This is a genomic window from Pseudomonas sp. GL93 (assembly GCF_003408955.1).
Taxonomy (GTDB): domain Bacteria; phylum Pseudomonadota; class Gammaproteobacteria; order Pseudomonadales; family Pseudomonadaceae; genus Aquipseudomonas; species Aquipseudomonas paracarnis.
Genome location: NZ_NKRF01000061.1, coordinates 1 through 25,992, shown reverse-complemented (window position 1 = coordinate 25,992; position 25,992 = coordinate 1). Strand labels below are relative to the sequence as shown.

Below are 25,992 nucleotides of genomic sequence, written 5' to 3'. Positions count from 1 at the left end.
TATTAATAAATTCTTTTTTATTCCTTATTCTGTTTGAAGGTCATCCCTATACTGAGCTGCAACGCTAAACGTTGCAGGAGGGCACACCCATGCACAGCGAGTCGATTCGTTATCTGATCGTGCCGGGCTGGCAAGGATCGCCAGAAGATCATTGGCAAACCCATTGGCAGAACAGCCTGCCCAATAGCGCACGGGTGGAACAGGCCGATTGGCTGACGCCGCGTCGCGAGGACTGGGTTGCCGCACTGGCCGAGGCCATCGCTGCCGACAGCACGCCGGTCATCCTGATCGCTCATAGCCTGGGTTGCATCACCGTGGCCCACTGGGCCGCCACTGCCCCCGTGCACTTCTTGCGGCAGGTACGCGGCGCGTTGCTCGTGGCACCGGCGGATGTCGAGCGCCCTGCGTGTGCCCCTGCTCTGCGCAATTTCGCCCCTATTCCAACTGACCTGCTGCCATTTCCCAGCCAGGTGGTCAGCTCCGATAACGACAGTGCCGTGAGCGCCCCCAGGGCTCTGGAACTGGCGCGTCAGTGGGGCGCCGAAGCCGGCATCTTGTCGGGCGCCGGGCATATCAATGTGAAGTCCGGCCACCGGCGCTGGGAGCAAGGGTTTGCTTACCTCTATCGCTTGCAACATCGCCTCGAGCACCACGCTCGGCGCAGCGCCTAATATTTTTCAACGCCCCGTCCCTGTGTGGATTGGGGCGGGAGCCTGCCATGAGTCTGCATGAAACCTACGGCCAGCCGCTGCTGACCTTTCCCGATGCTGAAAAAAGCCCGTTGAGCATCCGCGCCAAAGCGCTGGTGTTCGTCGACCCACGCTCACGCCAACTGCGTGAAGAGTTGGAAAGCCTTGCGCCGCGTGCCTTACCCGTACTGATTCGCGGAGAAACCGGCAGCGGTAAAGAATTGCTGGCGCGGCACATTCACCGTGGCAGCGACCGTACTGGCCTGTTTGTCTCGGTCAACTGTGGCGCTATCAGCCCCACCTATGCGGATGCCGAGTTGTTCGGCTATGCCGCCGGTAGCCACAGCGGCGCGGCGAGCAGCCGGGCGGGTTGGTTCGGCTCGGCCAATGGCGGCACCTTGTACCTGGATGAGATTGGTGACTTGCCGCTGCCGATCCAGGTGAAATTGCTCGCGGCCCTGGAAAACCACGAAGTCACCCGCGTCGGCGCTCATCAGCCCAGCCCGGTGGATGTGCGCCTGGTGGCCGCCACCAGCATCGACCTGGCGCAGGCCGTGGCCGTCGGCAAGTTTCACGAGCGTCTGTTCCATTATTTGAGTGAGGGCCGGTTGGACCTGCCGGCGTTGCGCGAGCGGGTGGGAGATATCTTGTCCCTGGCCGAATATTTCCTGGGCATCTACAGCCAGCGCCTGGACCTGCCGGTGCCGCTGATCAGCGACGCCGCCCAGCAGGTGCTGGAACACCACACCTGGCCGGGCAATACGCGAGAATTGGAAAACGTCATTCACTTTGCCTTGCTGGTGAGCAGTGGCGATGAAATCTTGCCCGAGCATTTGAACTTGCCGGTGGCGGGTTCGCCGCTGGAGCAAGTGCGACGAATTTTTGCCAGCGCCAGCCCAGCCGAGCGGGAGTCGTTGCGTAAATTCCTGTATGAGCAAAATGGAATATCAACGTGAATAAAAGATATTGTTCGGGAATAAAAAATCTAGGTATTGTCCCTCTCACGCCGCGATAGCACTTCGCTGGCACCTCACATAAAAACGGTCGTTAGAAGGACATTGCATGAAAAAGGTTCTGTTGTTTACCGCTCTGGCGGCTGCTCTGACTGCCGGCTTCGCCCAGGCCAACGAGAAACTGGTGGTGGCCGCTACGCCGATCCCGCACGCCGAAATCCTCGAGCTGATCAAGCCGACCCTGGCCAAGGAAGGCGTGGACCTGCAGATCAAAGTCTTTACTGACTACGTACAGCCCAACGTGCAAGTCGCTGAGAAACGCCTGGACGCCAACTATTTCCAGACCCTGCCGTACCTGGAAAACTTCAACAAGGGCAAGGGCACCAACCTGATTACTGTGGTGGGCGTGCACGTTGAACCCTTCGGCGGCTACTCGAAAAAGATCAAGAAAATCGAAGATCTGAAAGACGGCGCCACCGTGGCTATCCCGAATGAAGGCTCCAACAGCGGCCGTGCCCTGTTGCTGCTGCAAAAGGCCGGGGTGATCACCCTGAAAGATCCGACCAACGCCTTGGCTACGCCGAAAGACATCGCCAGCAACCCCAAGAACCTGAAGTTCAAAGAGCTGGAATCGGCCCTGTTGCCACGGGTGCTGGACCAGGTTGACCTCGACCTGATCAACACCAACTACGCCCTGGAAGCTGGCCTGAACCCGGCCAAGGACGCGTTGATCATCGAAGATGCCAAGTCGCCGTACGTGAACTTCCTGGTGGCACGCCCGGACAACAAGGACAGCGATGCTATCCAGAAGCTGGCCAAGGCCCTGACCAGCCCGGAAGTCAAAGCTTTCATCGAGAAGAAGTACAACGGCGCGGTGGTGCCAGCGTTCTGATGTAAGCCAAAACCCCCTTCAAGGTTTCAACGCCGACGGCTACTACAGCGTCGGCGTTTTTTTATCTGAAATACATTCAAAACTGTGGGAGCTGGCTTGCCTGCGATAGTGGTGGGTCAGAATCCCCGCTGTATCTGACGGACCGCTATCGCAGGCAAGCCAGCTCCCACAGAGGTAAGTTTTTTGGTGATATGGATATGCTATCTAGGTATTTAAAATTTGATTTTTATACCTTTAAAGTTCGCGCTAGCTGACGTTATCCACGTCGGCACGGACTGCGCTCGCGGCATTACCCATGCGGCGATATGGACTGCACATGACCTTCGATTTCGCTTTTATCCTCAGCACCCTGCCGGCGTTTCTCAAGGCCGTGGGTGTGACGCTGCAAGTTGGTCTGATCGCCATTGCCACGTCCTTGCTGGTGGCGCTGATCAATGCTGCGCTGCTGGTGTTTCGCACGCCTTACCTGTCGCGCCTGGTGGCGCTCTATGTGGAGCTGGCGCGTAACACGCCGTTGTTGATCCAACTGTTCTTCGTCTACTTCGCGCTGCCGGCCCTGGGTTTCAATATTTCCGGGTTCTGGGCGGCGATCATCACCATGACCTTTCTGGGCGGCGCCTACCTCACCGAAGTACTGCGCGCCGGTGTGGAAGCGGTGCCGCTGGCGCAAATCGAGTCGGGCAAGTCCATTGGCCTGTCCGATTGGCAGCTGCTGCGCCACGTGATCCTGCCCCAGGCCGGGATCCTCAGCCTGCCGGCGCTGTTCGCCAATTTCATTTTCCTGCTCAAGGAAACCACCGTGGTGTCGGCGGTGGCGGTGCCGGAAATTTTCTACACCACCAAGAGCTACATCGCTCTCTACTACAAAACCTACGAAATGCTCGCTGTGCTGACGCTGATTTGCGTGCTGTTGTTCCTGCCGTTGTCGCTGTTGCTCAGCCGCCTGGAAAGGAGGCTCCAGCATGGCCAGTTCGGGTCTTGAGTTGTTGTGGGTGTCGTTGCCGCAATTGGGCAAGGGCGCTGCGCAAACCCTGTCGATTTCGTTTTTGAGCATCGCCTTCAGTACGGTTGGTGGCGTGCTCTACGGCGTGCTGCGCACCTTGAATAACAGGGCGATCAACGGCGTGCTGCGGGTCTACCTGGAACTGTTTCGCGCCATTCCGGTGCTGGTGTGGTTGTACCTGCTGTTTTTTGGCGTGCCGATCTTCTTCGGGCTGAGCATCCCGAGTTTCTGGTGCGCGGTGCTGGTGCTGTCGTTGTGGGGCGCCAGCGAGGTGGGCGAAGTGGTGCGTGGCGCGTTGCATTCGCTGCCCCGTGGCCAGCGCGAAGCGGGGCTGTCGATTGGCCTGTCCGGCCCACAGTTGTACGGCTATGTACTGCTGCCCCAGGCCCTCAAGCGCATGACGCCGCCGACCATCAACGTGTACACGCGCATCATCAAGACCAGCTCCCTGGCGGTGCTGATTGGTGTGGTGGATGTGATCAAGGTCGGCCAGCAAATCATCGAGCGCACCTATGAGTCGGTATTGATCTACGGTGCGCTGTTCCTGTTTTTCTTCTTTATCTGCTACCCGCTGTCAGCCGCCTCCAAGGTGCTGGAGCGGCGCTGGGCCCAAGCATGAGCGCATTGATCGAGTTTCAGGGTTTCAACAAATTCTTTGGCGAGGCGCAGGTGCTCAAGGGCATCGATCTGAGCGTGCAACGCGGCGAAGTGGTGGTGATCCTCGGCCCCAGCGGCTGTGGCAAAAGCACCTTGCTGCGCTGCCTAAATGGGTTGGAGGTTGCTCACAGCGGACACTTGCGCTTTGCAGGCATTGAGCTGCTGGATAAAACCACCGACTGGCGCCAGGTACGCCAGGACATTGGCATGGTGTTCCAGAGCTACCACCTGTTCCCGCACATGAGCGTGCTCGACAACATCCTGCTCGGCCCGCTCAAAGTGCAAAAACGTGACCCCCGCGAGGCTCGTGAGCAGGCGCAAAAACTGCTGGAACGCGTGGGCCTGGCCGACAAGCGCGACGCCTTCCCACGCCAGCTTTCCGGTGGACAGCAACAACGCATCGCTATCGTGCGCTCGTTGTGCATGAACCCTCAGGTCATGCTGTTTGACGAAGTCACCGCGGCCCTCGACCCGGAGATGGTCAAGGAAGTGCTGGAAGTGATCCAGGACCTGGCCCGCGATGGCATGACCTTGTTGATAGTCACCCACGAAATGGCCTTCGCCCGCGCCGTCGCTGACCGCGTGGTGTTCATGGAGGCCGGTCGCATCCTCGAACACAACACCCCCGAGGCATTCTTTACGAACCCGCAGACCGCACGCGCGCAGCAGTTCCTGGAGAAGTTCTCCTTTGTTTCAACACTGCCCAAAAAGATCAAGGAACTGGAGCTGATATGAAAAAGTTACTGCTGCCACTGTTTGCCGTCGCCTTGCTGGCCGGCTGCGAAAAAAAGGCCGAGGAGCCGGAAAAACCCGCCGCTGTGAGCTACATCGACAAAATCAAAGCGCGGGACAAGCTGATTGTGGGCGTGTTTACCGACAAGCCGCCATTCGGTTTTGTGGATGAAGCCGGTCGTTATGTCGGCTTCGATACCGACATTGGCCGTCAATTCGCCAAGGACCTGTTGGGCGACGAAAACAAGGTGGAATTTGTCGCCGTGGAACCTGCCAGCCGTATCCCCTTCCTGCAAAGCGACAAGGTCGACCTGATTCTCGCCAACATGACCGTGACGCCTGAACGCAAGGAAGCGGTGGACTTCACCAACCCCAACCTGAAAGTCGCGGTCCAGGCCCTGGTGCCGAATGACAGTGCGGTGAAAAGCCTGGACGACCTGGCAACCCGTACCACTATCGTCACCACCGGCACCACTGCCGATATCTGGCTGACCAAGAACCACCCGGACTGGAAGCTGCTCAAGTTCGAGAAGAACTCCGAGTCGCTGCAAGCATTGTCGGCTGGCCGTGGGGATGCCTACGCGCAAGACAACCTGGTGCTGTTCAGCTGGGCCAAGCAGAACCCAGGCTACCGCGTGCTGGAAGAGAAACTGGGGGATGAAGCACCGATTGCTCCGGCGGTGAAGAAGGGCAATACCGAGCTGCGCGACTGGGTGAATGCCGAGCTGGCGAAGTTGGGTGAGGAGAAGTTCCTGCTCAAGCTCTATGACCAATATGTGCGCAAAGAACTGAGCGATGACACCAAGCCTGAGAGTGTGATTGTTGAAGGCGGTAAGTGGCAGGGCTGAAATAGCTATCGCAGGCAAGCCAGCTCCCACCTTTGAATGTATTCACAAATCAAAATGTGGGAGGGGGCTTGCCCCCGATGAGGCCAGTGCAGTCACCGCCTACTCCGGCCAATGCCACGCCGGCGCATCCAAAATGCCTTGTCCCACAATCCGCGTTTCCCCCATCACCTTCTCCAACACAATCGAGTTACACCCCTCATCCTGCTGCAACGCCGCAATCAAGCGGCTGGCGTGGCTCACCACCCACACCTGGCACTGCTTCGACGCCTGGATAATCAAGCGCGCCAGCGCCGGCAACAGGTCGGGGTGCAGGCTGGTCTCCGGCTCGTTCAGCACCATCATGGTCGGTGGCCGGGGGGTCAGCAGCGCGGCAATCAACAGCAAGTAGCGCAGGGTGCCGTCTGACAGTTCCGCCGCCGACAATGGGCGCAGCAAGCCTTCCTGATAAAACTCGATGGCAAAGCGGCCGCCCTGCAAGGGTTCGATATGCAACCGTGCGCCGGGGAAGGCATCGCTGACCGCGTGCTGCAAGGCCTCGGTATCGCCCACTTCACGAATCGTCTGTAATGCGGCCGCCAAGTCCCGACCGTCGTGATGCAGCACCGGCGTGCGCGTGCCTAATTGCGGTTGGCGCACCGGCGCATCCACATCGCTGCGAAAATGGTCATAAAAGCGCCAGCCACGGATGCTTTCGCGCAGCAGCAATACTTCCGGCGAACCGCGCAGGCTGCCCACCTGATCGAACAGGCTGTGATAGTTGGGCGTGTGCTGGGCCAGTACATCCCAGGCGCGCCCATCACGGGCGCGTACCATCGGCCCCGAGCGCTGAACCAGCAGGCTGGCCGGACGGTAGAGGGGACCGGCCCAGATACATTCCTTTTTAATCTCCGGGTCCAGTTTGAACTCGCTGCCGGGAACCGGTATGGGCATGCCCAGGGAGATGGCGTAGCTGAAGTCCTCCCCGGCAAAGCCCAGGCGCAAGCGTTTGACACCCTGGGCGACCACGGCCTCCACCGGTACTTCGCCATTGCGCATGCGCCGGCTGATGTTTTCCGGCCCGGCCCAGAAGGTCGAATCCAGCCCGCCTTCGCGGGCCAGCGCATTGATCACCCCGCCCTGGGCGGTCTCGGCCAACAGGCGCAGGGCGCGATACAGGTTGGACTTGCCGCTGCCATTGGGCCCGGTCACCAGGTTCAGTCGGTCCAGGGGCACCACCAATTTGTTGATCGAGCGGTAATTGGCCACCGCGAGGGTTTTAAGCATATGTATTTAGTCAGCGTGGGAACCATTGGAGTATGGGATCCTCCATGCAGATAAGGAACCCTGATCTAAGCTCACAGTCGCATACACACTTGAACGTCGGCATCACGCAAAAGGAGCCTGCATGGGCGGTCGCACCTCGACATTTATTTTCAGCCTTAGCCTCCTGGCGCTGCTCAGTGGCTGTGGCCAAGACAAGGCCGAGCCCAAGCAACATTCACGGGTGTTCGTGCAAACCGTGCAGTCGGCGGATTTTGCCGCGGCGGTCACGTTGACCGGTGATATCCAGGCGCGGGTGCAAACCGATCTGTCCTTTCGCGTGGGCGGCAAGATCATCCAGCGCATGGTCGACGTGGGCGACCGAGTAACGGCCAAGCAAGTCCTGGCCAAGCTCGACCCCAAGGACCTGCAAACCAATGTCGATTCCGCCCAGGCTCAGGTTGTGGCCGAACAGGCGCGGGTCAAGCAGACCGCAGCCGCCTTCGTGCGCCAGGAAAAACTCTTGCCCAAAGGCTATACCAGCCGCAGCGAATACGACGCCGCCCAGGCCGCGCTGCGCAGCAGTCAAAGTGCCCTGGCCGCTGCTCAGGCGCAGTTGGCCAATGCCCGTGAACAATTGGGCTACACCGCGTTGATTGCCGATGCACCGGGGATCATCACGGCGCGCCAGGCCGAAGTTGGCCAAGTGGTACAAGCCACCGTGCCGATCTTCAGCCTGGCCCGCGATGGCGAGCGTGACGCCGTGTTCAATGTGTATGAGTCCTTGCTGGTGGAGCCGCCGCCCGATGCGCCGATTACCGTCAGCCTGCTGGACAACCCGAGCATCAAGGCCGTGGGCAAAGTCCGCGAAGTCACGCCCGCCGTGGCCGCCAATACCGGCACCGTGCAAGTGAAGATCGCCCTGCAAAGCCTGCCCAAGGGTATGGAGCTGGGGTCGGTGGTGAGTGCCACCGCCAATGGCCCGGCCAAGGCGAGCATCGAGCTGCCTTGGTCGGCCCTGACCAAAGACCTCAACGAGCCGGCCGTGTGGCTGGTGGACGGCGAAGGCAAGGCGCAGTTGCACAAGGTCACCGTGGCGCGCTACCTCACCGGCAAAGTGATCATCGGCGAGGGCCTCCAAGGCGGTGAAAAAGTCGTGATAGCCGGTGGGCAATTGCTGCACCCCGGCATGGTCGTCGAGATCGCCCAACCCGGAGCGCAGCCATGAAGCAACTGACGCTCATTGTCGCCGCCAGCCTGTTGCTGATGGCCTGCTCCAAGGAAGAGGCGCCGCCCGAACCCATACGCCCGGTGCTGTCCATGCAAGTGAAGGCCGAAGACCAGGAAAACCTCGGTCGTTTTGCCGGCACCATCCAGGCCCGCTACGAAAGCAACCTGGGTTTCCGTGTGCCTGGCCGCATCGCCCGTCGCGCCGTGGATGTCGGCGCCGAAGTCGAGAAGGGCGCCTTGCTCGCCGTGCTTGACCCCACCGACCAGCAGAACCAATTGCGCGCCGCCCAGGGCGACCTGGCACGCGTACAGGCGCAGTTCATCAACGCCCAGGCCAACGCTCGGCGGCAACAGGAACTGTTTAACCGTGGCGTCGGCGCCCAGGCCCAGTTGGATGTGGCACAGACCGACTTGAAAACCACCCAGGCGACCCTCGACCAGGCCCGTGCTTCGGTCAACCAGGCCAAGGACCAACTCAACTACGCCGAACTGCGCACCGACCATGCCGGCATCGTCACCGCCTGGAATGCCGAGGCCGGCCAAGTGGTCAGCGCTGGCCAGCAGGTGGTGACCCTGGCCCGTCCGGACATCAAGGAAGCGGTGATCGACCTGCCCGCCGGCCTGGCTGAACGCTTGCCTGCCGATGTGGTGTTCCTGGTCGCCGGGCAACTGGACCCCAGCGTGCACACCACCGCGGTGGTGCGTGAGATCGAGCCTCAGGCCCAAAGCGCCACGCGCACCCGTCGCGCACGCCTGAGCCTGGCCGAAACCCCGCCCGCGTTCCGCCTGGGCACGGCAATCAGCGTGACCTTGAGCACTGCCATCGCCCCGCGCATCGAGCTGCCCCTGAGCGCCTTGCAGGAAGTCGACGGCAAGACCCGTATCTGGCTGCTCGACACCCAGAGCCAGACCGTGCAACCCCGCGAGGTCACGGTTATCAGCCGTGATGCTCACAGCGCCTTGCTCAATGGCAGCGTCAAACCCGGCGAGCGCATTGTCACTGCCGGCGTGAACAGCCTGAAACCCGGGCAAAAAGTCAAAATCGACGAGGACAGCCCGCGATGAAAGGGAGCTTCAACTTATCCGACTGGGCCCTCAAGCATCAGTCCTTCGTCTGGTACCTGATGTTCGTCGCGCTGCTGATGGGCGTGTTCTCCTACATGAACCTGGGCCGTGAAGAAGACCCGTCGTTCACCATCAAAACCATGGTGATCCAGACCCGCTGGCCGGGCGCGACCCAGGAAGAAACCCTCAAGCAGGTCACCGACCGCATCGAGAAAAAACTCGAGGAACTCGACTCCCTCGACTACGTGAAAAGCTACACCCGGCCCGGCGAGTCCACGGTGTTCGTGTTCCTCAAGGACACCACCAGTGCCAAGGCCATCCCGGAGATTTGGTACCAGGTTCGCAAGAAGATCGATGACATTCGCGGGACCTTCCCCCAGGGCTTGCAGGGGCCGTCGTTCAACGATGAATTCGGTGACGTGTTCGGCTCGGTGTACGCCTTTACCGGCGATGGCCTGTCGATGCGCCAGCTGCGTGACTACGTGGAGCAGGTGCGCGCCGAAATCCGTTCGGTGCCTGGGCTGGGCAAGGTCGAGATGATCGGCCAGCAAGACGAAGTGATTTACCTGAATTTCTCCACGCGCAAACTCGCGGCCCTTGGGATTGATCAGCGCCAGGTCGTGCAAAGCCTGCAATCGCAAAACGCCGTGACCCCCGCCGGGGTGATCGAGGCAGGGCCGGAACGCATTTCCGTGCGCACCTCCGGGCAGTTCGCTTCGGAGAAGGACCTGGCCAACGTCAACCTGCGCCTCAATGACCGTTTCTACCGGCTGGCGGATATTGCTGACATCAGCCGTGGCTATGTGGACCCGGCGCGGCCGATGTTCCGCTTCAACGGCAAACCGGCGATTGGCTTGGCCATCGCCATGCAGAAGGGCGGCAATATCCAGTCGTTCGGCAAGGCCCTGCACGGGCGCATGGACGAGCTGACCGCCGACCTGCCGGTGGGCGTCGGCGTGCACAAGGTCTCCGACCAGGCCGAAGTGGTGGAAGAGGCCGTCGGCGGCTTCACCAGCGCATTGTTCGAGGCGGTGATCATCGTGCTGGTGGTGAGCTTTATCAGCCTCGGCATGCGCGCCGGGTTGGTGGTGGCGTGCTCGATCCCGTTGGTGCTGGCGCTGGTATTCGTGTTCATGGAATACAGCGGCATCACCATGCAGCGCGTGTCGTTGGGCGCGTTGATCATCGCCCTCGGCCTGCTGGTGGATGACGCGATGATCACCGTGGAGATGATGATCACGCGCCTGGAAAAAGGCGAAACCAAGGAACAGGCGGCGACTTACGCCTATACCTCCACGGCGTTCCCGATGCTCACCGGCACGCTGGTGACCGTGGCCGGCTTCGTGCCGATTGGCCTCAACGCCAGTTCGGCGGGCGAGTACACCTTTACCTTGTTCGCGGTGATTGCCGTGGCGATGCTGGTGTCGTGGGTGGTGGCGGTGCTGTTTGCGCCAGTGATCGGCGTGCATATCCTCAGCGCCAATGTGAAACCGCACAATGCCGAGCCAGGGCGCATTGGCCGGGCCTTCAATGGCGGCATGCTGTGGGCCATGCGCAACCGCTGGTGGGCGATTGGCATCACCGTGGCGCTGTTCGTGGCCTCAGTGTTTTCCATGCAGTTTGTGCAGAACCAGTTCTTCCCGTCGTCGGACCGCCCGGAAATCCTCGTCGACCTGAACCTGCCGCAAAACGCCTCGATCAACGAGACGCGCAAGGCCGTTGACCGCCTTGAAGCGATCATCAAGGACGACCCGGACATCGCCCGTTGGAGCACCTACATCGGCCAGGGCGCGATTCGTTTCTACCTGCCGCTGGACCAGCAGTTGGAAAACCCCTACTACGCGCAGCTGGTGATTGTGAGCAAGGGCCTGGAAGAGCGTGGCGCCCTGATCGCCCGCCTGCAACAACGCTTGCGCGATGATTTTGTGGGTATCGGCAGCTACGTGCAGCCGCTGGAAATGGGCCCGCCGGTAGGGCGGCCGATCCAGTACCGCGTGTCCGGCAAAGACATCGACCAGGTGCGCAAACACGCCATCGAACTGGCGACCTTGCTGGACCAGAACACCCACCTGGGCGAGATCATCTACGACTGGAACGAGCCCGGCAAAGTCCTGCGGGTGGACATCGCCCAGGACAAGGCGCGGCAATTGGGGCTGTCGTCGGAAGACGTGGCGCAGTTGATGAACAGCGTAGTCAGCGGCGCTGCGGTGACCCAGGTGCACGACGATATCTACCTGATCAACGTGGTCGGCCGCGCCGAAGATGCCGAGCGGGGCACCCCGGAGACCTTGCAGAACCTGCAGATCGTCACGCCCAACGGCACCTCGATTCCACTGCTGGCGTTCGCCACCGTGCGTTACGAGCTGGAGCAGCCGCTGGTGTGGCGCCGCGACCGCAAGCCGACCATCACCATCAAGGCCGCCGTGCGCGATGAGATGCAGCCGACTGACCTGGTCAAGCAGTTGGCGCCGACCATCGAGAAATTCAGCGAAGGCTTGCCGGTGGGCTACAAAGTCGCCACCGGCGGTACCGTGGGAGAAAGTGGCAAGGCTCAGGGGCCTATCGCCAAGGTGGTGCCGTTGATGCTGTTCCTGATGGCCACCTTCCTGATGATCCAGTTGCACAGCGTGCAGAAGATGTTCCTGGTGGCCAGCGTCGCGCCACTGGGGCTGATCGGCGTGGTGCTGGCGTTGATCCCCACGGGCACGCCCATGGGCTTTGTGGCGATCCTGGGGATCCTGGCGCTGATCGGTATCATCATCCGCAACTCGGTAATTCTGGTCACACAGATCCACGAGTACGAAGAGGCCGGCTACACGCCGTGGGATGCGGTGGTGGAAGCCACCGAGCACCGGCGCCGCCCGATCTTGCTGACGGCCGCTGCCGCGAGCCTGGGCATGATCCCCATTGCACGGGAAGTATTCTGGGGGCCGATGGCCTACGCGATGATTGGCGGGATCATCATTGCGACGTTGCTGACGTTGCTGTTTCTGCCGGCGCTGTATGTGGCCTGGTACAAAATCCGCGAGCCGAAACAGGGCCATCAGCCACAACAGGATTAACACTGAGAGAGGGGCTGTCAGTTAAGCGCAGATCCCCTGTGGGAGCGGGCTTGCCCGCGAAGGCGGTGCGTCAGTCGCAGCATCTGTGACTGAACTATCGCTTTCGCAGGCAAGCCAGCTCCCACACTTGGATCTTCATTCTGGTTGAAGCTGTGTGAAGTTTCTGAAAAATCCCCATGTCGTCCTGGCTCGCTACTGCATGTTGTACCCTCTGGTCCTCATTCCAAACCCAGGTCGATCCTCATGCAGTGCCTGCGTTTCACCTTGCTGTTTTGCGCGTTGCTTCTTGCGCCGCCCACCTTCGCCGCCACCGTACTGGAAAACGCCTTATGGCGCGTCGAACTCGACCCCGCCACCCTGGCGCTGCGCGTGACACCCGCAGGCCAGGCTTCGGTGCAGGCATCCAGCGGTGTTGCCACGCATGCCGTCAGCCAATTGCAAAACACGTCTGACCAAGCCACTTGGCAATGGGACAACGGCGCCTATAGCCTGACCGCCCGCCTGCAACAGCGCGACCTGGCCCTGACCATCAACGCCCGCGAGCCCGGTGAGCTGGCCCTGCTGCGCCAGCCTGCCGAGGCCATTGGGCGAGGGTTGATCTGGCCCTTGGCCGAGGGGCATTACGTGCCTGCCGGCAATGCCCTCTGGAAGGCGTTTCTGCTGGAGCGGGGCGGGTTCAATACCACCCAGGACCTGAGCCTGCCGCTGTGGGGCGTGGATCACGCTGGCTTCACCTTGAACTGGCTGTTGACCAACCCCTACAACAACCGCCTGCAATGGCAAGTCGACGGCAACGGCCTGGCCCTCTCCGCTTCCCATGAATTCACCCCGCTGGCGTCCGACGCGCCGATGACGCTGCGCCTGTCCCTGGGCGATGCCGACCCGTTGGCTGGCGCCAAGCGCTACCGCCAGTGGCTGGTGGAGCAGGGTCGCTATGAACCGTTGGCGGACAAACTGCGGCAAACACCTGAAGCCCAGAAGCTGTTGGGCGCCAGCCATGTGTACCTCTGGGACAACGGCCTGCTGGCTTTGGGCGATGTGCGTGATTGGCCAACATTGATCAAACGGCTGCGCAGTCATGAACTCAAGACGCTGATGGACAAAGAGAGCGCACAGCTGCTGGCACAGCCCACCCCATTGAATCGCTATGAACAAACCGTGCTGCTGCGCGGCCTCAACGCGGCGATCAACACCAAGGCCCGGCAGGCCTGGCAAGTCGAAGATCCTGACATGACCCGCCTTGCCGCCCGCTACGGCGAGCTGCGCAGTGAACTGGCCGTGGACTTTGCAGGGGCCCTGAGTGACAGCCCGCAAACCTGGGGCAGTAGCGCCATTCAAACCCTGCGCGACGCCGGGCTGCAGCGTCTGTTGCTGACCTTGGGCGAAGGTTGGGAGGGTGGCCTCTGGCATCCCGAAGCGATTCGCGCGGGGGTGGAAGCCGGTTTTCTGATGGCGCCTTACGACTCCTATGAAACGGCCCTGTCCGCCACGGAAAACCCCGATTGGACCACTGCCCACCTCGGCGCCAAGGCCTATCGCGACTGCGCGATCGTGTTGAAAGACGGCAAGCTGAAAACCGGTTTCCAGAAGTCCGGCCACTACACCGACCCGCGGTGTGTGCGGCCGCTGCTGGAGGCGCGGGTGAGGGCAGTACAAGCCAAGGCTGGCTTCAATGCCTGGTTTCTCGATGCCTACGCCACCAGCATGCTGTTCGACAGCTACCGCAGCAACGCCAGCATGACCCAGGCACAAAACGCCGAAGGCAATATCGACGCCTCTCGCTGGATCAACACCGTGCCTAAGCTGGTCACAGGCTCCGAAGACGGCAACGCGATCACCGCCCAAGGCATCCTGTTTGCCCACGGCATGCAGACCCCGGTGATCGGTTGGGGTGACCGCGAGATGACCCAGGACCCGCAGTCGCCATACTTTGTAGGCAACTGGTACCCAACTGAGCAACCTGCCGTGTTCTTCAAATCAGTGCCGTTGAAGGAGCCGTTTCGCACCGTGTATTTCGAGCCGACGATGCGCCTGCCGTTGTATCAGGCAGTGTTCCACGGCTCGGTGATCACCACCCATCATTGGCTGTTCGACAGCCTCAAGCTGAGCAATGTGCAGGTCGAGAACGAGTTGACCCAACTGCTCTATAACGTGCCGCCGCTGTATCACCTGAGCACAGCTACACTCAAACAGCGCTTGCCGGTGATACAACGCCAGGATGCCTTTTTCCGTGAGCTACACCAGCGTCTGGCTACTCAGGCGATGATCGATTTTCGCTGGTTGAGCGATGACCGGCAGGTGCAACAAACCACGTTTGCCGATGGTACTCGGCTGGTTGCCAACTTCTCTGGGCAAATCCGTGAGATCGCTGGGGCCACCCTTGATGAATACAGCATTACCGCGTTCGAGGCAGGCGACAACGTAATGCAGTATCGCGCCGGCAACCCTCTACATTGAGCGAGGGCACCCTTGCCGGTCAGGAAGGGAGTTATCCTCATGTATATCAAATCTGCGTTGTTGGCATTTTGCTTGCTGATTGTCATCGCGTGCCAGCACGAGTCTCCCCAGGCTGGCCCACGGCTTCTGATCGAGAACGCCTACATCTTTACCATGGAGCCGGACCAGCCCCGTCCGTTCATGGGCTACCTGCTGGTGGATCAGGCCGGTGCCATCAGCGGATTGGCCGCCGGCAAAGCGCCCCCCGGGTTAGTGGCGCAACGCCGTATTGATGCAAGGGGGCAATGGGTGATGCCGGGGTTTGTGTCGGCGCACAGCCACCTGTGGCAAAGCGGGTTCTACGGGATTGCCGCGGATGAAAACCTTGAAGGTTGGCTTGCCCGGCTTTACGGCGTTGAAGCGCCAAAACTGGACGCCGCGCAGCTCTATCAACTGACCCGGCGCGGTGCGAGTCAGTCCCTGCGCAACGGTATTACCACAATGTTCAACTTTACCTATACCGGGGCGGACCGCAGCGGCGAAGTGGACCGCCAACAACTGCGCGGCGCGCTCGACGCGGGAGGGGGTGTGATACACGGGTTCAATGTACGCACCATCAGCGAAAGCTGGACTCCCGCCATGGCCCGTGAGCGTACTGCGGCATTCCTGATGTGGGCCGACGCGCAATCTGAGTCAGGGCGTTATTTGGGCACGATGCTTGCCGGCGGCGCTGGGTTCGTCGACGCTGCGGTCGGGCAGGCCCAGGTTGAAGGCGACCTGATGCATGAATTTTCTTTGGGCAACCAGCAGCACTATCTTGAGTCCGCAGCAGATTCCGCGGGGGAGCGCGCCCGTTATCCGGTACTTGAACAGGCGGGTATCATCGGGCCGCGCTTGATCTTTGGCCACTTCATTCACTCAACACCCGAGCTGACTGCTGCGGCGGCCAAGGCGGGTGTCGCAATGGTCTGGAATCCGATGTCTAACGGTCGCCTGGGGTCCGGAATGGCGGATGTGCTGGCTTATCGCGCCGCGGGCATGAACGTGGGCATGGGCGTGGATGGCGAAGCCAGTGCCGACCGAGCGGATCCCTTCGAGAATATGCGCATGGGCTTGTATCAGGTGCGCGCCGTCCATCAACGGGCGGCCGCGATGCAAGCCTATGAAGTGATGCGCATGCACACGCTGGGTAGCGCCGAGGTGCTGGGGGTGGAGGACAAGCTGGGCAGTCTCAAGTTGGGTAAACGTGCTGACATGCTCCTGGTGGACCCAGGTAGCTTCACACCCTGGCAGGAGCCTTATGCCGCGCTAGTGTTTGCAGGTGGAGTGAAAGACATTCGTGAAGTCTTTGTGGATGGTCTCTCACTGGCTCGCTGATCAGGCAGGCTTGCGCCACACACTCGCCAACCAAGGCTGCTGTTCCCGTGGCAATCCGGCCGGACGGTAGTAGTGTTCCAGCTCTTCAAACCCGGCCGCAATCAGCAAGGCCTGCCACGCCTGCAGATCGTGATAAGAGCCATACCTTGGCCCATTCCAGCCCTCCTGGTTGTTACCCCTAGGGTTGGAGCTGAACAGCACGCCCCCAGGCTTCAACGCGCCGTGCAGCTCTTTGAGCACTCGGGGCAACTCCTGCTTGGGAATATGAAACAGCACCGCATTGGCAAACACTCCATCGAAGCGTTCGGCGGGCAGGTCCAGCTTGAGAAAGTCCTGCTGCAATACCTCACAGCCACTGTCTTCGCGGGCCATCTGCGCAAACCGCTCGGAGCCATCCAGGCCCACGGCGATATGCCCCATGCGCGTAAACGTCTGCAAATCCCGCCCTGGCCCACAGCCGAAATCCAGCACGGTGAACGGCGGCGTGCCCTGGATATGCCGCAGCATCGCGTCGATGTTCTGGCTCACATCGTGATCGCGGGTGCCTTCACGGAAGTCTTCGGCCACCTTGTTGTAATGGCCCAGGGTGGTGGAGGTGATCTGGTTGAGGTCGTCGGGAGCAAGTTTCATGGCATGGCGCACGGCTGCGGCTGAGGTAGCGGGACTATACCCCGGCCCATTCATGAGTTGAAAACCGTGTATCCGCTGTAGGGCACTTCACGGCGGTCGCAGTGCGCGCCTCCGACAGACCGCCACGGGAAATTGTGGGTAAGATTCGGCCCTCATTTGCAGAGGGTTATACATCCATGGAAGAGGAAAAACGTCCCACCGTTGGCAACGACACCGCGCCGAACAAGGTCGACCAATACGCCACGAGATTGAGCAATGGGCTGTTCTGGCTCAATGAACGTGCCTGGCCGCTGACGGTGGGGGTTCTCTCGGTGGCAGGCCTGTACCTGTACCAGTACATCCAGGTGGAAAAGGTGCCGCTGAGTATCCTGTCGGCATCGGCGTTCACCGCATTGCCGGCCATGTTCGCCATGTTGGTATTTGTCATTGGCATGATGGGCGCATCGATCCTGGTGCCCACGTTCATCTTGTTCACGCGCCTGAACGGCACGGGTGTGCGCCTGAGTGATCAACTCAATCTCAGCCCGCAGTCGCCGCAAGAGACGGCCCAGCACAGGAGGTTACTGGGACATTGGGCGGCCAGCCTGTTGGTGATGTTTGTGTTCTGGATGTCCGCCGTATACCTGTCCGTGAACGCCGAAAGTGGGCTTTTGCTGACGCTCAGTTGGATCGTGGCGATCATGGCGGCGGTAGTGGCCTATGTCGGCATCATCCTTCGTGCGCGCCCCGCCCATGTTGCTTTGCGTGAGTTGTCCGGCGAGTTCTGGCTGGCCAGTGCTGGCGCCGGGGTCGTTCAAATGGTGGTCATTCTGATGGTGACGGTGCCGGTCTCCCGCGCCTTTAGTGAGTACTCCGACAGCGCCGTGTTCTTTGCGCCGTTCATGGCCGCCGAAATGGCCGTGCTGTTCCTGATCCAGGGGAGCGCCGCCTGCCTGGTGGTGCGCATGCGCGTTCAGAAAAACCCGGTGGCGTTCGCCTCATTGGTGGCCTTTGCGCTCATCGTTTTACTCGGGCTGATCCCGGCGAGCGGGGCCAAGTTGGGTGGCCTGCCGCTGCAAGGCTCCGCCTCGGGAGGGCGCGTTTGTACGTTGATGACCTGGGCGGCAGAGGCCAAGGTTCCCGGCGCGCTGGTAGACGCCGACAACCCCAAGCGCAGCGTAAAACTGCGGGTGATGGCCGACTCGGATGGCAGCTATATCGTGCGGCGCTGGCAGGCCAAGGAAAAAACCATCACCTTCGTGCCCCGCGCCAGCGTTGCCCAGCTGGATGAGTGCCCGTGACGTCAGCGCTTGTTCAGTACCCGCGCCAATCGGTCCCCGCTCAGCTGGATCACCGCCACCAGCACCACCAGCAGCACAATCACCGTGAGCATGATCTGCGTATCGAAGCGCTGGTAGCCATAGCGGTAGGCAATATCGCCCAGGCCACCGGCGCCGATCGCCCCGGCCATGGCCGATGAGTTGATCATGGTCACCAGGGTGATGGTGAAGCCGCCGACGATGCCGGGCAACGCCTCTGGCAACAGCACATGCCAGATGATGTGCCAGCGGCGGCAACCCATGGCCTGCGCGGCTTCGATCAGGCCATGGTCGACCTCGCGCAGGCTCACTTCAGCGATGCGTGCAAAGAACGGCGTGGCGGCGATGGTCAGCGGTACCACTGCCGCCCAGACGCCATAGGTGGTGCCGACGATCAGGCGCGTGAACGGGATCAGCGCCACCATCAGGATCAGGAACGGTATGGAGCGGAACAGATTCACGAACGCTCCCAGCACGCGGTTAAGGGCCGGTGCCTGGTAGATGCCGCCCTTGTCACTGGTGACCAGGAAGACCGCCAGCGGAATGCCCACCAGCAGCGCGATCAGCGATGACACCCCCACCATCAACAACGTGTCGATGGCGCCCTGCACTAAACGATCAAACCACATAGCCCAGCACCTCCACCTGTTGTGCCCAGTTGGCCGCGCGTTTGCGCAATTCTTCGGCGTTGTGCAGCGATCCATTCACCGCCAGCAGCAGTTGCCCCAAGGCATGCCCCTGGATGCGTTCCACGCCTCCTTGCAGTAAACGCACACGGCCGCCGAGGGCACTGAACAGCGCCGCGAGATCTGGCTCCAGGGTGTCGCTGCCGGTGAACTGCAGGCGCAGCACCAGTGCGGCGTCGGCCGAGGCTGGCGTGGGTTGCAGGCGGCTTTGCAACTCTGGCGGCAAGCCGTGTTGCAGCGGTGCGAGCAGGGTCTTGCTGACCTCATGTTGTGGGTTGCCAAACACCTGCCACACCGGGCCTTGCTCGACGATACGCCCGTGTTCCAGCACCACCACGCGGTCGCAGATGTCGCGAATCACCGCCATCTCATGGGTGATCAGCACGATGGTCAGGCCCAGGCGCTGGTTGATCTCGCGCAGCAGGCCGAGGATCGACTGGGTGGTTTCCGGGTCGAGGGCCGAAGTGGCTTCGTCGCACAGCAGAATCTCGGGGTCGTGCACCAGCGCGCGGGCGATGCCGACGCGCTGTTTCTGCCCGCCGGACAGCTGCGCCGGGTACGCCTTGTGTTTGTCTTGCAGGCCTACCAGCTCCAGCAGTTCATGCACCTTTCGCGCGCGTTGTGCCTGGGGCACACCGGCGACCTTGAGCGGCAACTCGACGTTCTGCCACACGGTCTTGGCCGACATCAGGTTGAAGTGCTGGAAGATCATGCCGATGCGTCGCCGCAACGCCACCAAGTGGTCTTCATCGAAGCTGCCGATGTCCACCTGGTCGATCAGCACCCGTCCGTTGCTGGGTTGTTCCAGGCGATTGATGGTGCGGATCAGCGATGACTTGCCGGCGCCGCTGCGGCCGATGATGCCGAACACTTCGCCACGCTGGATCGCCAGGTCAATGCCTTGCAGCGCATGCACCGTGCCGTCATAGGTTTTGCCCAGATTGATGAAGCGCACATGGGCGCGGTTCAAGTCCGGGTGCAGTTCAGTCTGTTCGGCGTGGCTGGGCGCAGGGTCCAGGTCGCGCAATCGGGCGTTGGCGGCACTCATGGTTTAGCTTCCCAGCCGACCTGGTAGAGCTTGCCGAGGGACTTGTCCAAAGCCGCACGCACCACCGGCGAGTGCTGGTAGATATCGACGAACTTGATCACCCGTGGGTCAGTTTTGCTCTTGGGCTGGATGACGAACTGAATCACGTATTCCGGGTGGTCGAGGCCGTCGAACAGCAGCGCCGACTCGGCATCGAAGGTCTTGGACAGGCGGATGTATGCCGGGTAGCCCTGCACCAGATCGGCGTCGTCATAGGCGCGTACCAGTTGCACCGCTTCCACTTGCAGGATCTTGATGTTTTTCGGGTTGGCGACGATGTCTTCTTCGGTGGCTTTGTAGCCCACGCCCGGCTTGAGGGTGATCAGCCCGGCCTTGGCCAGCAGTTGCAGGCCGCGACCGCTGTTGATCGGGTCATTGGCAATCGCCACGCTGGCGCCTGCGGGCAGCTCGTTAAAGCTTTTGTATTTTTTCGAATACAGCCCGACGTTATTGATGATGCCCGGCGCGTACGGCACCAGGTCAAACCCGGCGGCGGCCTTGGCGTTTTCCAGGAAGGGGATGTGCTGGAAGTAGTTCACGTCGATATCGCCGGCGGCGAGGCTGACGTTGGGCGCGATCCAGTCGGTGAACTCCACCAGTTCGACCTTCAGGCCCTGCTTGCCGGCCTCTTCTACGGCGGCTTCCAGCGGAATGGCGAAGGCAGCGGTGGTGCCGATTTTCAACGGGGCGTCGGCGGCGAATACCGCCGAGCTGAATAAGCCGAAGGCCAGGGCCAGTGCTTTGACTGGGTGGTTTAAGAACGTCTTTTTCATAGTGGTTTTCCAGTCATAAGGTCTTAGGTAGCGAGATCGTTCCCACGCTCCGCGTGGTAATGCAGCCAGGGACGCTCCGCGTCCCATAAGCGAACGCAGAGCGTCCAAGAGGCATTCCCACGCGGAGCGTGGGAACGATCAAAACAGGGCGTGGTGGCGGTAGGTAGAGCCGGTGTGTTGGTTGGGTAAGCGGGCCGTGTCGTGGAAGACTTTTTCCCGCAGCGTTCCCGGCGCATATTCCGTCTTGTACGAGCCCCGTCGTTGCAACTCCGGTATCACCAGCTCAATGAAATCCACATAGCTCTCCGGCGTCACAATGCGCGTCAGGTTGAAACCATCCAGCCCGGTTTCGCTGATCCAGGATTCCAGCTCATCGGCCACCTGTTCAGGCGAGCCCACCAGGGTGATATAGCGCCCGCCCAGGGCATGCTGGTCGAGCAACTTGCGCCGGGTCCAGTCGTTGTTCTGCAGGTTCTGGGTGGCCGACTGGATCGCGTTGCTCTTGACGTACTGGATCGGCTCGTCCAATGAGTACTGGGCAAAATCAATTCCGGTCGAGGCCGAGAAATGCGCCACGCCGGCTTCCGCGCTGGCGTAGCTGAGGTACTCGGCGTGCTTCTTCCAGGCCAGCGCCTCAGTGGCGCCCACTATGACGTTAAGACCCATGAACACCTTGATGTCGTCCGGGTTGCGCCCAGCCTCCACTGCGCTGGCGCGCACCTTGTCCACCTGGCGCTTGGTCGCAGCTTTGTTTTGCCCGCTGATAAACACGCACTCGGCATGTTGCCCTGCGAACAGCAAGCCACGCTCGGAACTGCCGGCCTGGAACAGCACCGGCGTGCGCTGGGGCGAGGGCTCGCACAGGTGATAACCCTCCACCTGATAGAACTCGCCGTGGTGCTCTACCTTGTGCACCTTGCCCGGTTGCGCGTACACCCGCGCTTGGCGATCGTTGCGCACCGCGTCGTCTTCCCAGCTGCCTTCCCAGAGTTTGTACAACACCTGCAGGTATTCATCAGCCTGGTCGTAGCGTCGGTCATGCTCGACCTGTTCGGTGAGGCCCATGGCCTTGGCGGCGCTGTCGAGGTAGCCGGTGACAATGTTCCAACCCACCCGGCCACGGCTCAGGTGATCCAGCGTCGACATGCGCCGGGCGAACAGGTACGGCGGTTCGTAGGTGAGGTTGGCGGTGAGGCCGAAGCCAAGGTGTTTTGTAACGGCGGCCATGGCCGACACCAGCAGCAGCGGGTCGTTGACCGGTAACTGGATCGACTCCTTGAGCGGCACGTCGACGGAGCCCTGGTATACGTCATACACGCCGACGATATCGGCGATAAACAAACCGTCGAACAACCCGCGCTCCAGGATCTGCGCCAGTTCAGTCCAGTATTCGACGCTGTTGTATTGGGTGGACGTGTCCCGTGGGTGAGTCCACATACCGTGGTTGATATGCCCGATGCAGTTCATGTTGAAGGCATTGAGCAGGATCTTTTTTTTGCTCATCAGATGGTCCCCCGCAGCGGTGGGTTTTCATCGTTGAGGTAGTAGTTGCCGACCGCGTGGTATTTCCAGCGCACCGGGTCGTGCAGGGTGTGCACCCGGGCGTTACGCCAGTGGCGGTCCAGGCCATGCTCGGCCAGGGTCGCCTGGCTGCCGGCCAGTTCGAACAGGGTGCTCCCGGCCGCCAGGGAGATCTCGGTGCTCAAGGCGCGTACTTCGGCGACGGCGATGGAGGCTGCGGCGACTGTCTGGGCATTGCTGTCGGCCTGGGCGCGGTCGAGGAATTCACCCGAGCGCTCCAGCAACGCCTCGGCGGCGTGCAAGCGAATGCTCAGGTGGCCGAAGCTCTTGAGTGTCAGCGGGTCTTCGGTGGCCTTGTCGTTGCCGGCGTCGATCCACGGGCGGGTCTTGGTGCGCACAAAATGCAAGGCGTCCTCAAAGGCTGCGCGGGCGATGCCGGTGTCGATGGCTGCGTGGAGGATCTGCGCCAGCGGGCCGACGGTGGTGGGGCGTTCGAAGGCGCTCTGGAACGGCACCACGTCTTGCGCCGCGACCCACACGTTGTCGAACACTACTGAGCCGCTGCCGGTGGTGCGCTGGCCGAAGCCGCTCCAGTCGTCGATCACCGTCAGGCCCGCGCTGTCACGCGGGACGAAGGCCAGTTGCTGCACGCCATTTGCATCCACCACCGAGGTGGGGATGCGCTGGGCATAGATCGCGCCGGTGGCGTAGAACTTGCGCCCGTTAATGCGAAAACCGTCGCCGTCGCGGGTGAGGCTGGTGATACGGTCGTGTGCGGTCTTGGTGCCCAGCTCCGCCAAGGCGTTGCCGAAGCGTTGGCCGGCCAGTACTTCGGCGTACAGGCGTTGCTGCTGTTCGGGGCTGGCGTTCACCCGCAGTACTTCGAGGGCATAGAAATGGTTTTGCGGAATCTGGCCCAACGAGCCATCGGCCTGGGCGATCAGTGCGATGACCTTGGCCAGGGTGACGTTGGACACGCCCGCGCCGCCGTAGGCCTTGGGCACGCTGATACCCCACAGCCCAGAGCGGGAAAACACGTCCAGCTCGGGCAGTGGCAGGCGGCGTTCGCGGTCGCGTTGAGCGCTGTCGCGGCGCAAGTCTTCAGCAAGGTCGCTGGCGACAATAAGCGCTTGTTCGTCGCTGGTGATGACCGCGACGGGGTGAGAAAGGGTCATGAGTTTCTCCAGAAGCTCGTGGAAAAAGTGTTCTGGTTGGTTAAATCCAGGAATGACGAGCCGGTAAGGTGCCGTTGAGTCGATAGGCGCCGATGGCGTGATATTTCCAGCGCACCGGGTCGTGCAGGGTGTGCACCCGGGCGTTGCGCCAGTGACGGTCAAGGTTGAATTCGGCCAGGGTGGCGCGGCTGCCCGCCAGTTCGAAGAGCTTCTCGGTGACCTGCAATGCCACTTCGGTGGTCAGCACCTTGGCCTCGGCCACGGCAATCGAGGCGTGGGCGGCGGACTGCGCGGTGATCGGTGCGGCGCTGACCTGGTCCAGTACCTGGCCGGCCTTGCGCAGCAGGGCTTCGGCGGCGTGCAGTTCGATCTTCAGCTTGCCGATATCGGCGATCACATACAGGTCGTCGCTGGCTCGCTCGACCTTGGCGTCGATCCACGGGCGTGAACGCTCCCGCACGAAGGCAATGGCGTCGTCGAGGGCGCCACGGGCGATGCCGGCGTCGATGGCGGCCTGGATCAGTTGTGACACGGCACCCTGGATATTCGGGCTTTCGCCCAGGCGCCAGTTGTCGATGACCAAGTCCGGGTCCACCGCTACGCGATCAAGCAGCACGGTGCCGCTGGCGGTGGTGCGTTGGCCAAAGCCGGACCAGTCATCAACGATGCGCAGCCCTTCGCTGCCGCGACGCACAAATGCCATGACCTGCTTGCCGTCATCGTTCAGGGCCTTGATTGCCACCCAGTGGGCGAACAGGGCGCCTGTGGAGTAGAACTTCTGCCCGCTGAGCACGTAACCGTCACCTTCGGCCGTGAGGCGCGCCTTGAGCTCCAGGGTATTTTTGGTGCCGCGTTCCGGGCCGCCGTTGCCGATGCGCCAGCCATCGAGCACGCTCTGGAACAGCTGCTTTTTCTGACGCTCGGTGGCGGTGCCCTGCAATACGTGCAAGATGCCGAAATGGTTTTGCGGGATCTGCCCGAGTGCCGGGTCGGCCGCGCTGATAATCGCGAAGACTTCGGCCAGGGTCACAAACGACACCTGGGGGCCGCCGTATTCACGGGGAATGGAAATACTGCCCAAGCCGCTGCGGGTGAACTGTTCGAGCTGCGCCCAGGGCAGTTTGCGTTGCTGGTCGCGCTGGGCGGCCTGCGCGCGCGCAGCCTGGGCCAGCTCGTGGGCGGCGCTCAGCGCCTGGGCGTCGTTGCGCAGCACTGTGGCGGGCAACAGCAGGGGAGCTACGTCCAGATCACTCTGGGGGGGTGTTAGAGCCAAGTTAGACATCAGCGCCGCTCCTTGGCTGCACGCAATGCCCTGGCGTTGCGCACCGGGGTAATTCTGACCATACCGACCTCGCATTCAATGAAATAAACAGAAAAATCAGGAATGTCCGGTGGTCCGGTGCATATACCCTAAGCGTGTTAATTATTTAAATAAACTAACTTTTAGGAATATGCATAGAAGGCTGTCACCCCGGTTCACAGGGTGAGTTGAAGCGCCGCGGTTGATAGCCCGGCGCGGGCGAGGCAGGTGGGATTGGCGCGACTGGCGTGCAGGCGGCGATACGTAGCGTGCGGGCCGGTGCCCAGCGGGAATTATTGCCCACGCGATCGAGAATGCAGTACGTGACTTCCAACCGGCAGTCGTCGCCTGCTTCTACAATGATCTGGGACGGCACCCACACCTGCACTGCCAGGCCAACGTTTTTGGCCTGGATTTTCGGCAGGTCCAGGCGCACATCACCCCAGCGCAGTGTGATGGCATCGCCGGTACTCATGTTCAAGTAAGGTTCGATGGTCAGCGGAATGCCGCGCCGAACCTGGTTGGTGTTGACGCCATAGCGGCGGATCGTCTCGGGCAAACCCACGGGGGCGAGATTCTGGTTTTCATCACTTTCGTGGTTGAGGCATGGCGCAGGCTGGCCTCCGGGGTAGTTGGTCTTGACCCGCACCAGGGCGACGGCCGAGCGCATCGGGCCATGGCCGATTTGCAGGACCTGGTAGTGGACGCGTGCCGGCCCGTCCTGCACGAAGCTTTCCGGTACCCACAGATGAGTGAAGGTGCCGATCTTGCACGCCGTCACCTTGCGCGAGGCGGCGAAACAGTTATTCCAGAACAGTTCGATCAGGTCGCCTTCTTCCATGCTCGAGTAGGGGGATATGTCGACCTGCAGATGGGTGGAGGCCAGGGCGCTGATGCCGTTTCCTACCGCCTGGGGCAGCTTTGGGGCAGGCAGCATGGCCAGGGTTTGAGTGTGTGTCATAAGTAATCTCCTTGTTGCAGCCAGCAGTAATCGTTCCGAACCTTCGGCGCATAGGCACAGGGCGATTCGAAAGGAACGATTCAGTCAGTAGCCGGGATGGGATCCAATCCTCAAGGCGCTAGATAAGAGGGTTGGCCGGGGAGCGTCAATGGAGGCAAAAGGCTAAACGGCGGGTTTGAGGATATTCAGAAGCTGTCTCTCCTATACATCCTACGCGTCCGCCGATAAGCCGAGCGCAACACCCCGGGGGGGGCGGCCGTGACAATGAAAGTAATGGCAGTGATGTGGCATGCTTTCGATTACCTCATCGGTTACGCGCACACCCTGCGTTCCGTAAGACATCGCCACACATCAACTGTCCCTGCGCAGATATGTGGA

At 61.3% G+C, this 25,992-nt stretch carries 22 protein-coding genes; 13 read left to right on the top strand and 9 right to left on the bottom strand.

Annotated features, from left to right (window positions below; translation table 11 throughout):
• The first annotated feature begins 89 nt into the window (after positions 1 to 89).
• From CER19_RS10245 to CER19_RS10215, 7 genes are all read left to right on the top strand, one after another.
• Positions 90 to 671: an alpha/beta hydrolase gene (locus tag CER19_RS10245; protein WP_034125468.1), complete on the top strand. Its 582-nt coding sequence runs from the start codon at positions 90 to 92 to the stop codon at positions 669 to 671.
• A gap of 47 nt (positions 672 to 718) precedes the next feature.
• Positions 719 to 1,645, top strand: a complete 927-nt coding sequence (locus CER19_RS10240; protein WP_116666334.1) for a sigma 54-interacting transcriptional regulator — start codon at positions 719 to 721, stop codon at positions 1,643 to 1,645.
• Positions 1,646 to 1,751: 106 nt separating this feature from the next.
• A complete protein-coding gene (locus CER19_RS10235; protein ID WP_003187613.1) occupies positions 1,752 to 2,534 on the top strand; it encodes a MetQ/NlpA family ABC transporter substrate-binding protein in 783 nt (260 codons plus the stop codon).
• Between the two features lie 316 nt (positions 2,535 to 2,850).
• On the top strand, positions 2,851 to 3,516 hold the full coding sequence (locus CER19_RS10230; protein WP_116666333.1) for an amino acid ABC transporter permease: 666 nt from the start codon (positions 2,851 to 2,853) through the stop codon (positions 3,514 to 3,516).
• Positions 3,497 to 4,156 (top strand): amino acid ABC transporter permease, encoded by a 660-nt coding sequence (locus tag CER19_RS10225; protein ID WP_116666332.1) that lies wholly within the window; start codon positions 3,497 to 3,499, stop codon positions 4,154 to 4,156. Before CER19_RS10230 ends, CER19_RS10225 begins: the two co-directional genes overlap by 20 nt.
• Positions 4,153 to 4,929 carry an amino acid ABC transporter ATP-binding protein gene (locus tag CER19_RS10220; protein WP_116666331.1) on the top strand — a complete coding sequence of 259 codons (777 nt, stop codon included), beginning with the start codon at positions 4,153 to 4,155 and terminating at the stop codon, positions 4,927 to 4,929. Before CER19_RS10225 ends, CER19_RS10220 begins: the two co-directional genes overlap by 4 nt.
• Entirely contained in the window at positions 4,926 to 5,774 is an 849-nt protein-coding gene (locus tag CER19_RS10215; protein ID WP_116666330.1) for a transporter substrate-binding domain-containing protein, read from the top strand. The genes CER19_RS10220 and CER19_RS10215 overlap by 4 nt, the downstream gene beginning before the upstream one ends.
• A gap of 99 nt (positions 5,775 to 5,873) precedes the next feature.
• Here CER19_RS10215 and CER19_RS10210 read toward each other — a convergent pair whose 3' ends face one another.
• Positions 5,874 to 7,037, bottom strand: coding sequence for an AAA family ATPase (locus CER19_RS10210; RefSeq protein WP_116666329.1), 1,164 nt, complete (start codon positions 7,035 to 7,037; stop codon positions 5,874 to 5,876).
• Positions 7,038 to 7,158: 121 nt separating this feature from the next.
• Between CER19_RS10210 and CER19_RS10205 the strand changes: the two genes are divergently transcribed.
• From CER19_RS10205 to CER19_RS10185, 5 genes are all read left to right on the top strand, one after another.
• Positions 7,159 to 8,241: an efflux RND transporter periplasmic adaptor subunit gene (locus CER19_RS10205; RefSeq protein WP_116666328.1), complete on the top strand. Its 1,083-nt coding sequence runs from the start codon at positions 7,159 to 7,161 to the stop codon at positions 8,239 to 8,241.
• Positions 8,238 to 9,308 (top strand): efflux RND transporter periplasmic adaptor subunit, encoded by a 1,071-nt coding sequence (locus CER19_RS10200; RefSeq protein ID WP_116666327.1) that lies wholly within the window; start codon positions 8,238 to 8,240, stop codon positions 9,306 to 9,308. The genes CER19_RS10205 and CER19_RS10200 overlap by 4 nt, the downstream gene beginning before the upstream one ends.
• Positions 9,305 to 12,370 (top strand): efflux RND transporter permease subunit, encoded by a 3,066-nt coding sequence (locus CER19_RS10195; RefSeq protein ID WP_116666326.1) that lies wholly within the window; start codon positions 9,305 to 9,307, stop codon positions 12,368 to 12,370. Before CER19_RS10200 ends, CER19_RS10195 begins: the two co-directional genes overlap by 4 nt.
• 243 nt (positions 12,371 to 12,613) lie before the next feature.
• Positions 12,614 to 14,827 (top strand): glycoside hydrolase, encoded by a 2,214-nt coding sequence (locus CER19_RS10190; RefSeq protein WP_116666325.1) that lies wholly within the window; start codon positions 12,614 to 12,616, stop codon positions 14,825 to 14,827.
• 39 nt (positions 14,828 to 14,866) lie between these two features.
• Positions 14,867 to 16,183: an amidohydrolase family protein gene (locus CER19_RS10185; RefSeq protein WP_116666324.1), complete on the top strand. Its 1,317-nt coding sequence runs from the start codon at positions 14,867 to 14,869 to the stop codon at positions 16,181 to 16,183.
• Here the strand turns inward: CER19_RS10185 and CER19_RS10180 are convergent, their stop codons facing one another.
• Positions 16,184 to 16,813, bottom strand: coding sequence for a bifunctional 2-polyprenyl-6-hydroxyphenol methylase/3-demethylubiquinol 3-O-methyltransferase UbiG (locus CER19_RS10180; RefSeq protein ID WP_116666323.1), 630 nt, complete (start codon positions 16,811 to 16,813; stop codon positions 16,184 to 16,186).
• Between the two features lie 176 nt (positions 16,814 to 16,989).
• Here CER19_RS10180 and CER19_RS10175 point away from each other — a divergent pair, with 176 nt between their 5' ends.
• Positions 16,990 to 18,093: a hypothetical protein gene (locus CER19_RS10175; RefSeq protein WP_116666322.1), complete on the top strand. Its 1,104-nt coding sequence runs from the start codon at positions 16,990 to 16,992 to the stop codon at positions 18,091 to 18,093.
• Positions 18,094 to 18,095: 2 nt separating this feature from the next.
• Here the strand turns inward: CER19_RS10175 and CER19_RS10170 are convergent, their stop codons facing one another.
• From CER19_RS10170 to CER19_RS10140, 7 genes are all read right to left on the bottom strand, one after another.
• On the bottom strand, positions 18,096 to 18,740 hold the full coding sequence (locus CER19_RS10170; RefSeq protein ID WP_003187635.1) for a methionine ABC transporter permease: 645 nt from the start codon (positions 18,738 to 18,740) through the stop codon (positions 18,096 to 18,098).
• Entirely contained in the window at positions 18,730 to 19,845 is a 1,116-nt protein-coding gene (locus tag CER19_RS10165; protein WP_116666321.1) for a methionine ABC transporter ATP-binding protein, read from the bottom strand. The genes CER19_RS10170 and CER19_RS10165 overlap by 11 nt, the downstream gene beginning before the upstream one ends.
• The gene (locus CER19_RS10160; protein ID WP_116666320.1) at positions 19,842 to 20,657 is read right to left on the bottom strand and encodes a MetQ/NlpA family ABC transporter substrate-binding protein; all 816 of its coding nucleotides are present in this window, start codon (positions 20,655 to 20,657) and stop codon (positions 19,842 to 19,844) included. Before CER19_RS10160 ends, CER19_RS10165 begins: the two co-directional genes overlap by 4 nt.
• 138 nt (positions 20,658 to 20,795) lie before the next feature.
• The gene (locus CER19_RS10155; RefSeq protein ID WP_116666319.1) at positions 20,796 to 22,160 is read right to left on the bottom strand and encodes an LLM class flavin-dependent oxidoreductase; all 1,365 of its coding nucleotides are present in this window, start codon (positions 22,158 to 22,160) and stop codon (positions 20,796 to 20,798) included.
• Positions 22,160 to 23,353, bottom strand: coding sequence for an SfnB family sulfur acquisition oxidoreductase (locus CER19_RS10150; protein ID WP_116666318.1), 1,194 nt, complete (start codon positions 23,351 to 23,353; stop codon positions 22,160 to 22,162). The genes CER19_RS10155 and CER19_RS10150 overlap by 1 nt, the downstream gene beginning before the upstream one ends.
• Before the next feature lie 40 nt (positions 23,354 to 23,393).
• Positions 23,394 to 24,635 carry an SfnB family sulfur acquisition oxidoreductase gene (locus tag CER19_RS10145; protein WP_116666317.1) on the bottom strand — a complete coding sequence of 414 codons (1,242 nt, stop codon included), beginning with the start codon at positions 24,633 to 24,635 and terminating at the stop codon, positions 23,394 to 23,396.
• Between the two features lie 184 nt (positions 24,636 to 24,819).
• Positions 24,820 to 25,614 (bottom strand): hypothetical protein, encoded by a 795-nt coding sequence (locus CER19_RS10140; protein WP_116666316.1) that lies wholly within the window; start codon positions 25,612 to 25,614, stop codon positions 24,820 to 24,822.
• Between the last annotated feature and the right edge of the window lie 378 nt (positions 25,615 to 25,992).

What these genes read in the sequence shown, in the direction of transcription:
- CER19_RS10170 (WP_003187635.1), bottom strand. Translation starts at nt 18,740, where the DNA reads ATGTGGTTTGATCGTTTAGTGCAGGGCGCCATCGACACGTTGTTGATG.
- CER19_RS10230 (WP_116666333.1), top strand. Translation starts at nt 2,851, where the DNA reads ATGACCTTCGATTTCGCTTTTATCCTCAGCACCCTGCCGGCGTTTCTC.
- CER19_RS10150 (WP_116666318.1), bottom strand. Translation starts at nt 23,353, where the DNA reads ATGACCCTTTCTCACCCCGTCGCGGTCATCACCAGCGACGAACAAGCG.
- CER19_RS10240 (WP_116666334.1), top strand. Translation starts at nt 719, where the DNA reads ATGAGTCTGCATGAAACCTACGGCCAGCCGCTGCTGACCTTTCCCGAT.
- CER19_RS10175 (WP_116666322.1), top strand. Translation starts at nt 16,990, where the DNA reads ATGGAAGAGGAAAAACGTCCCACCGTTGGCAACGACACCGCGCCGAAC.
- CER19_RS10145 (WP_116666317.1), bottom strand. Translation starts at nt 24,635, where the DNA reads ATGTCTAACTTGGCTCTAACACCCCCCCAGAGTGATCTGGACGTAGCT.
- CER19_RS10195 (WP_116666326.1), top strand. Translation starts at nt 9,305, where the DNA reads ATGAAAGGGAGCTTCAACTTATCCGACTGGGCCCTCAAGCATCAGTCC.
- CER19_RS10210 (WP_116666329.1), bottom strand. Translation starts at nt 7,037, where the DNA reads ATGCTTAAAACCCTCGCGGTGGCCAATTACCGCTCGATCAACAAATTG.
- CER19_RS10235 (WP_003187613.1), top strand. Translation starts at nt 1,752, where the DNA reads ATGAAAAAGGTTCTGTTGTTTACCGCTCTGGCGGCTGCTCTGACTGCC.
- CER19_RS10185 (WP_116666324.1), top strand. Translation starts at nt 14,867, where the DNA reads ATGTATATCAAATCTGCGTTGTTGGCATTTTGCTTGCTGATTGTCATC.
- CER19_RS10160 (WP_116666320.1), bottom strand. Translation starts at nt 20,657, where the DNA reads ATGAAAAAGACGTTCTTAAACCACCCAGTCAAAGCACTGGCCCTGGCC.
- CER19_RS10180 (WP_116666323.1), bottom strand. Translation starts at nt 16,813, where the DNA reads ATGAAACTTGCTCCCGACGACCTCAACCAGATCACCTCCACCACCCTG.
- CER19_RS10140 (WP_116666316.1), bottom strand. Translation starts at nt 25,614, where the DNA reads ATGACACACACTCAAACCCTGGCCATGCTGCCTGCCCCAAAGCTGCCC.
- CER19_RS10165 (WP_116666321.1), bottom strand. Translation starts at nt 19,845, where the DNA reads ATGAGTGCCGCCAACGCCCGATTGCGCGACCTGGACCCTGCGCCCAGC.
- CER19_RS10225 (WP_116666332.1), top strand. Translation starts at nt 3,497, where the DNA reads ATGGCCAGTTCGGGTCTTGAGTTGTTGTGGGTGTCGTTGCCGCAATTG.
- CER19_RS10215 (WP_116666330.1), top strand. Translation starts at nt 4,926, where the DNA reads ATGAAAAAGTTACTGCTGCCACTGTTTGCCGTCGCCTTGCTGGCCGGC.
- CER19_RS10155 (WP_116666319.1), bottom strand. Translation starts at nt 22,160, where the DNA reads ATGAGCAAAAAAAAGATCCTGCTCAATGCCTTCAACATGAACTGCATC.
- CER19_RS10190 (WP_116666325.1), top strand. Translation starts at nt 12,614, where the DNA reads ATGCAGTGCCTGCGTTTCACCTTGCTGTTTTGCGCGTTGCTTCTTGCG.
- CER19_RS10200 (WP_116666327.1), top strand. Translation starts at nt 8,238, where the DNA reads ATGAAGCAACTGACGCTCATTGTCGCCGCCAGCCTGTTGCTGATGGCC.
- CER19_RS10220 (WP_116666331.1), top strand. Translation starts at nt 4,153, where the DNA reads ATGAGCGCATTGATCGAGTTTCAGGGTTTCAACAAATTCTTTGGCGAG.
- CER19_RS10205 (WP_116666328.1), top strand. Translation starts at nt 7,159, where the DNA reads ATGGGCGGTCGCACCTCGACATTTATTTTCAGCCTTAGCCTCCTGGCG.
- CER19_RS10245 (WP_034125468.1), top strand. Translation starts at nt 90, where the DNA reads ATGCACAGCGAGTCGATTCGTTATCTGATCGTGCCGGGCTGGCAAGGA.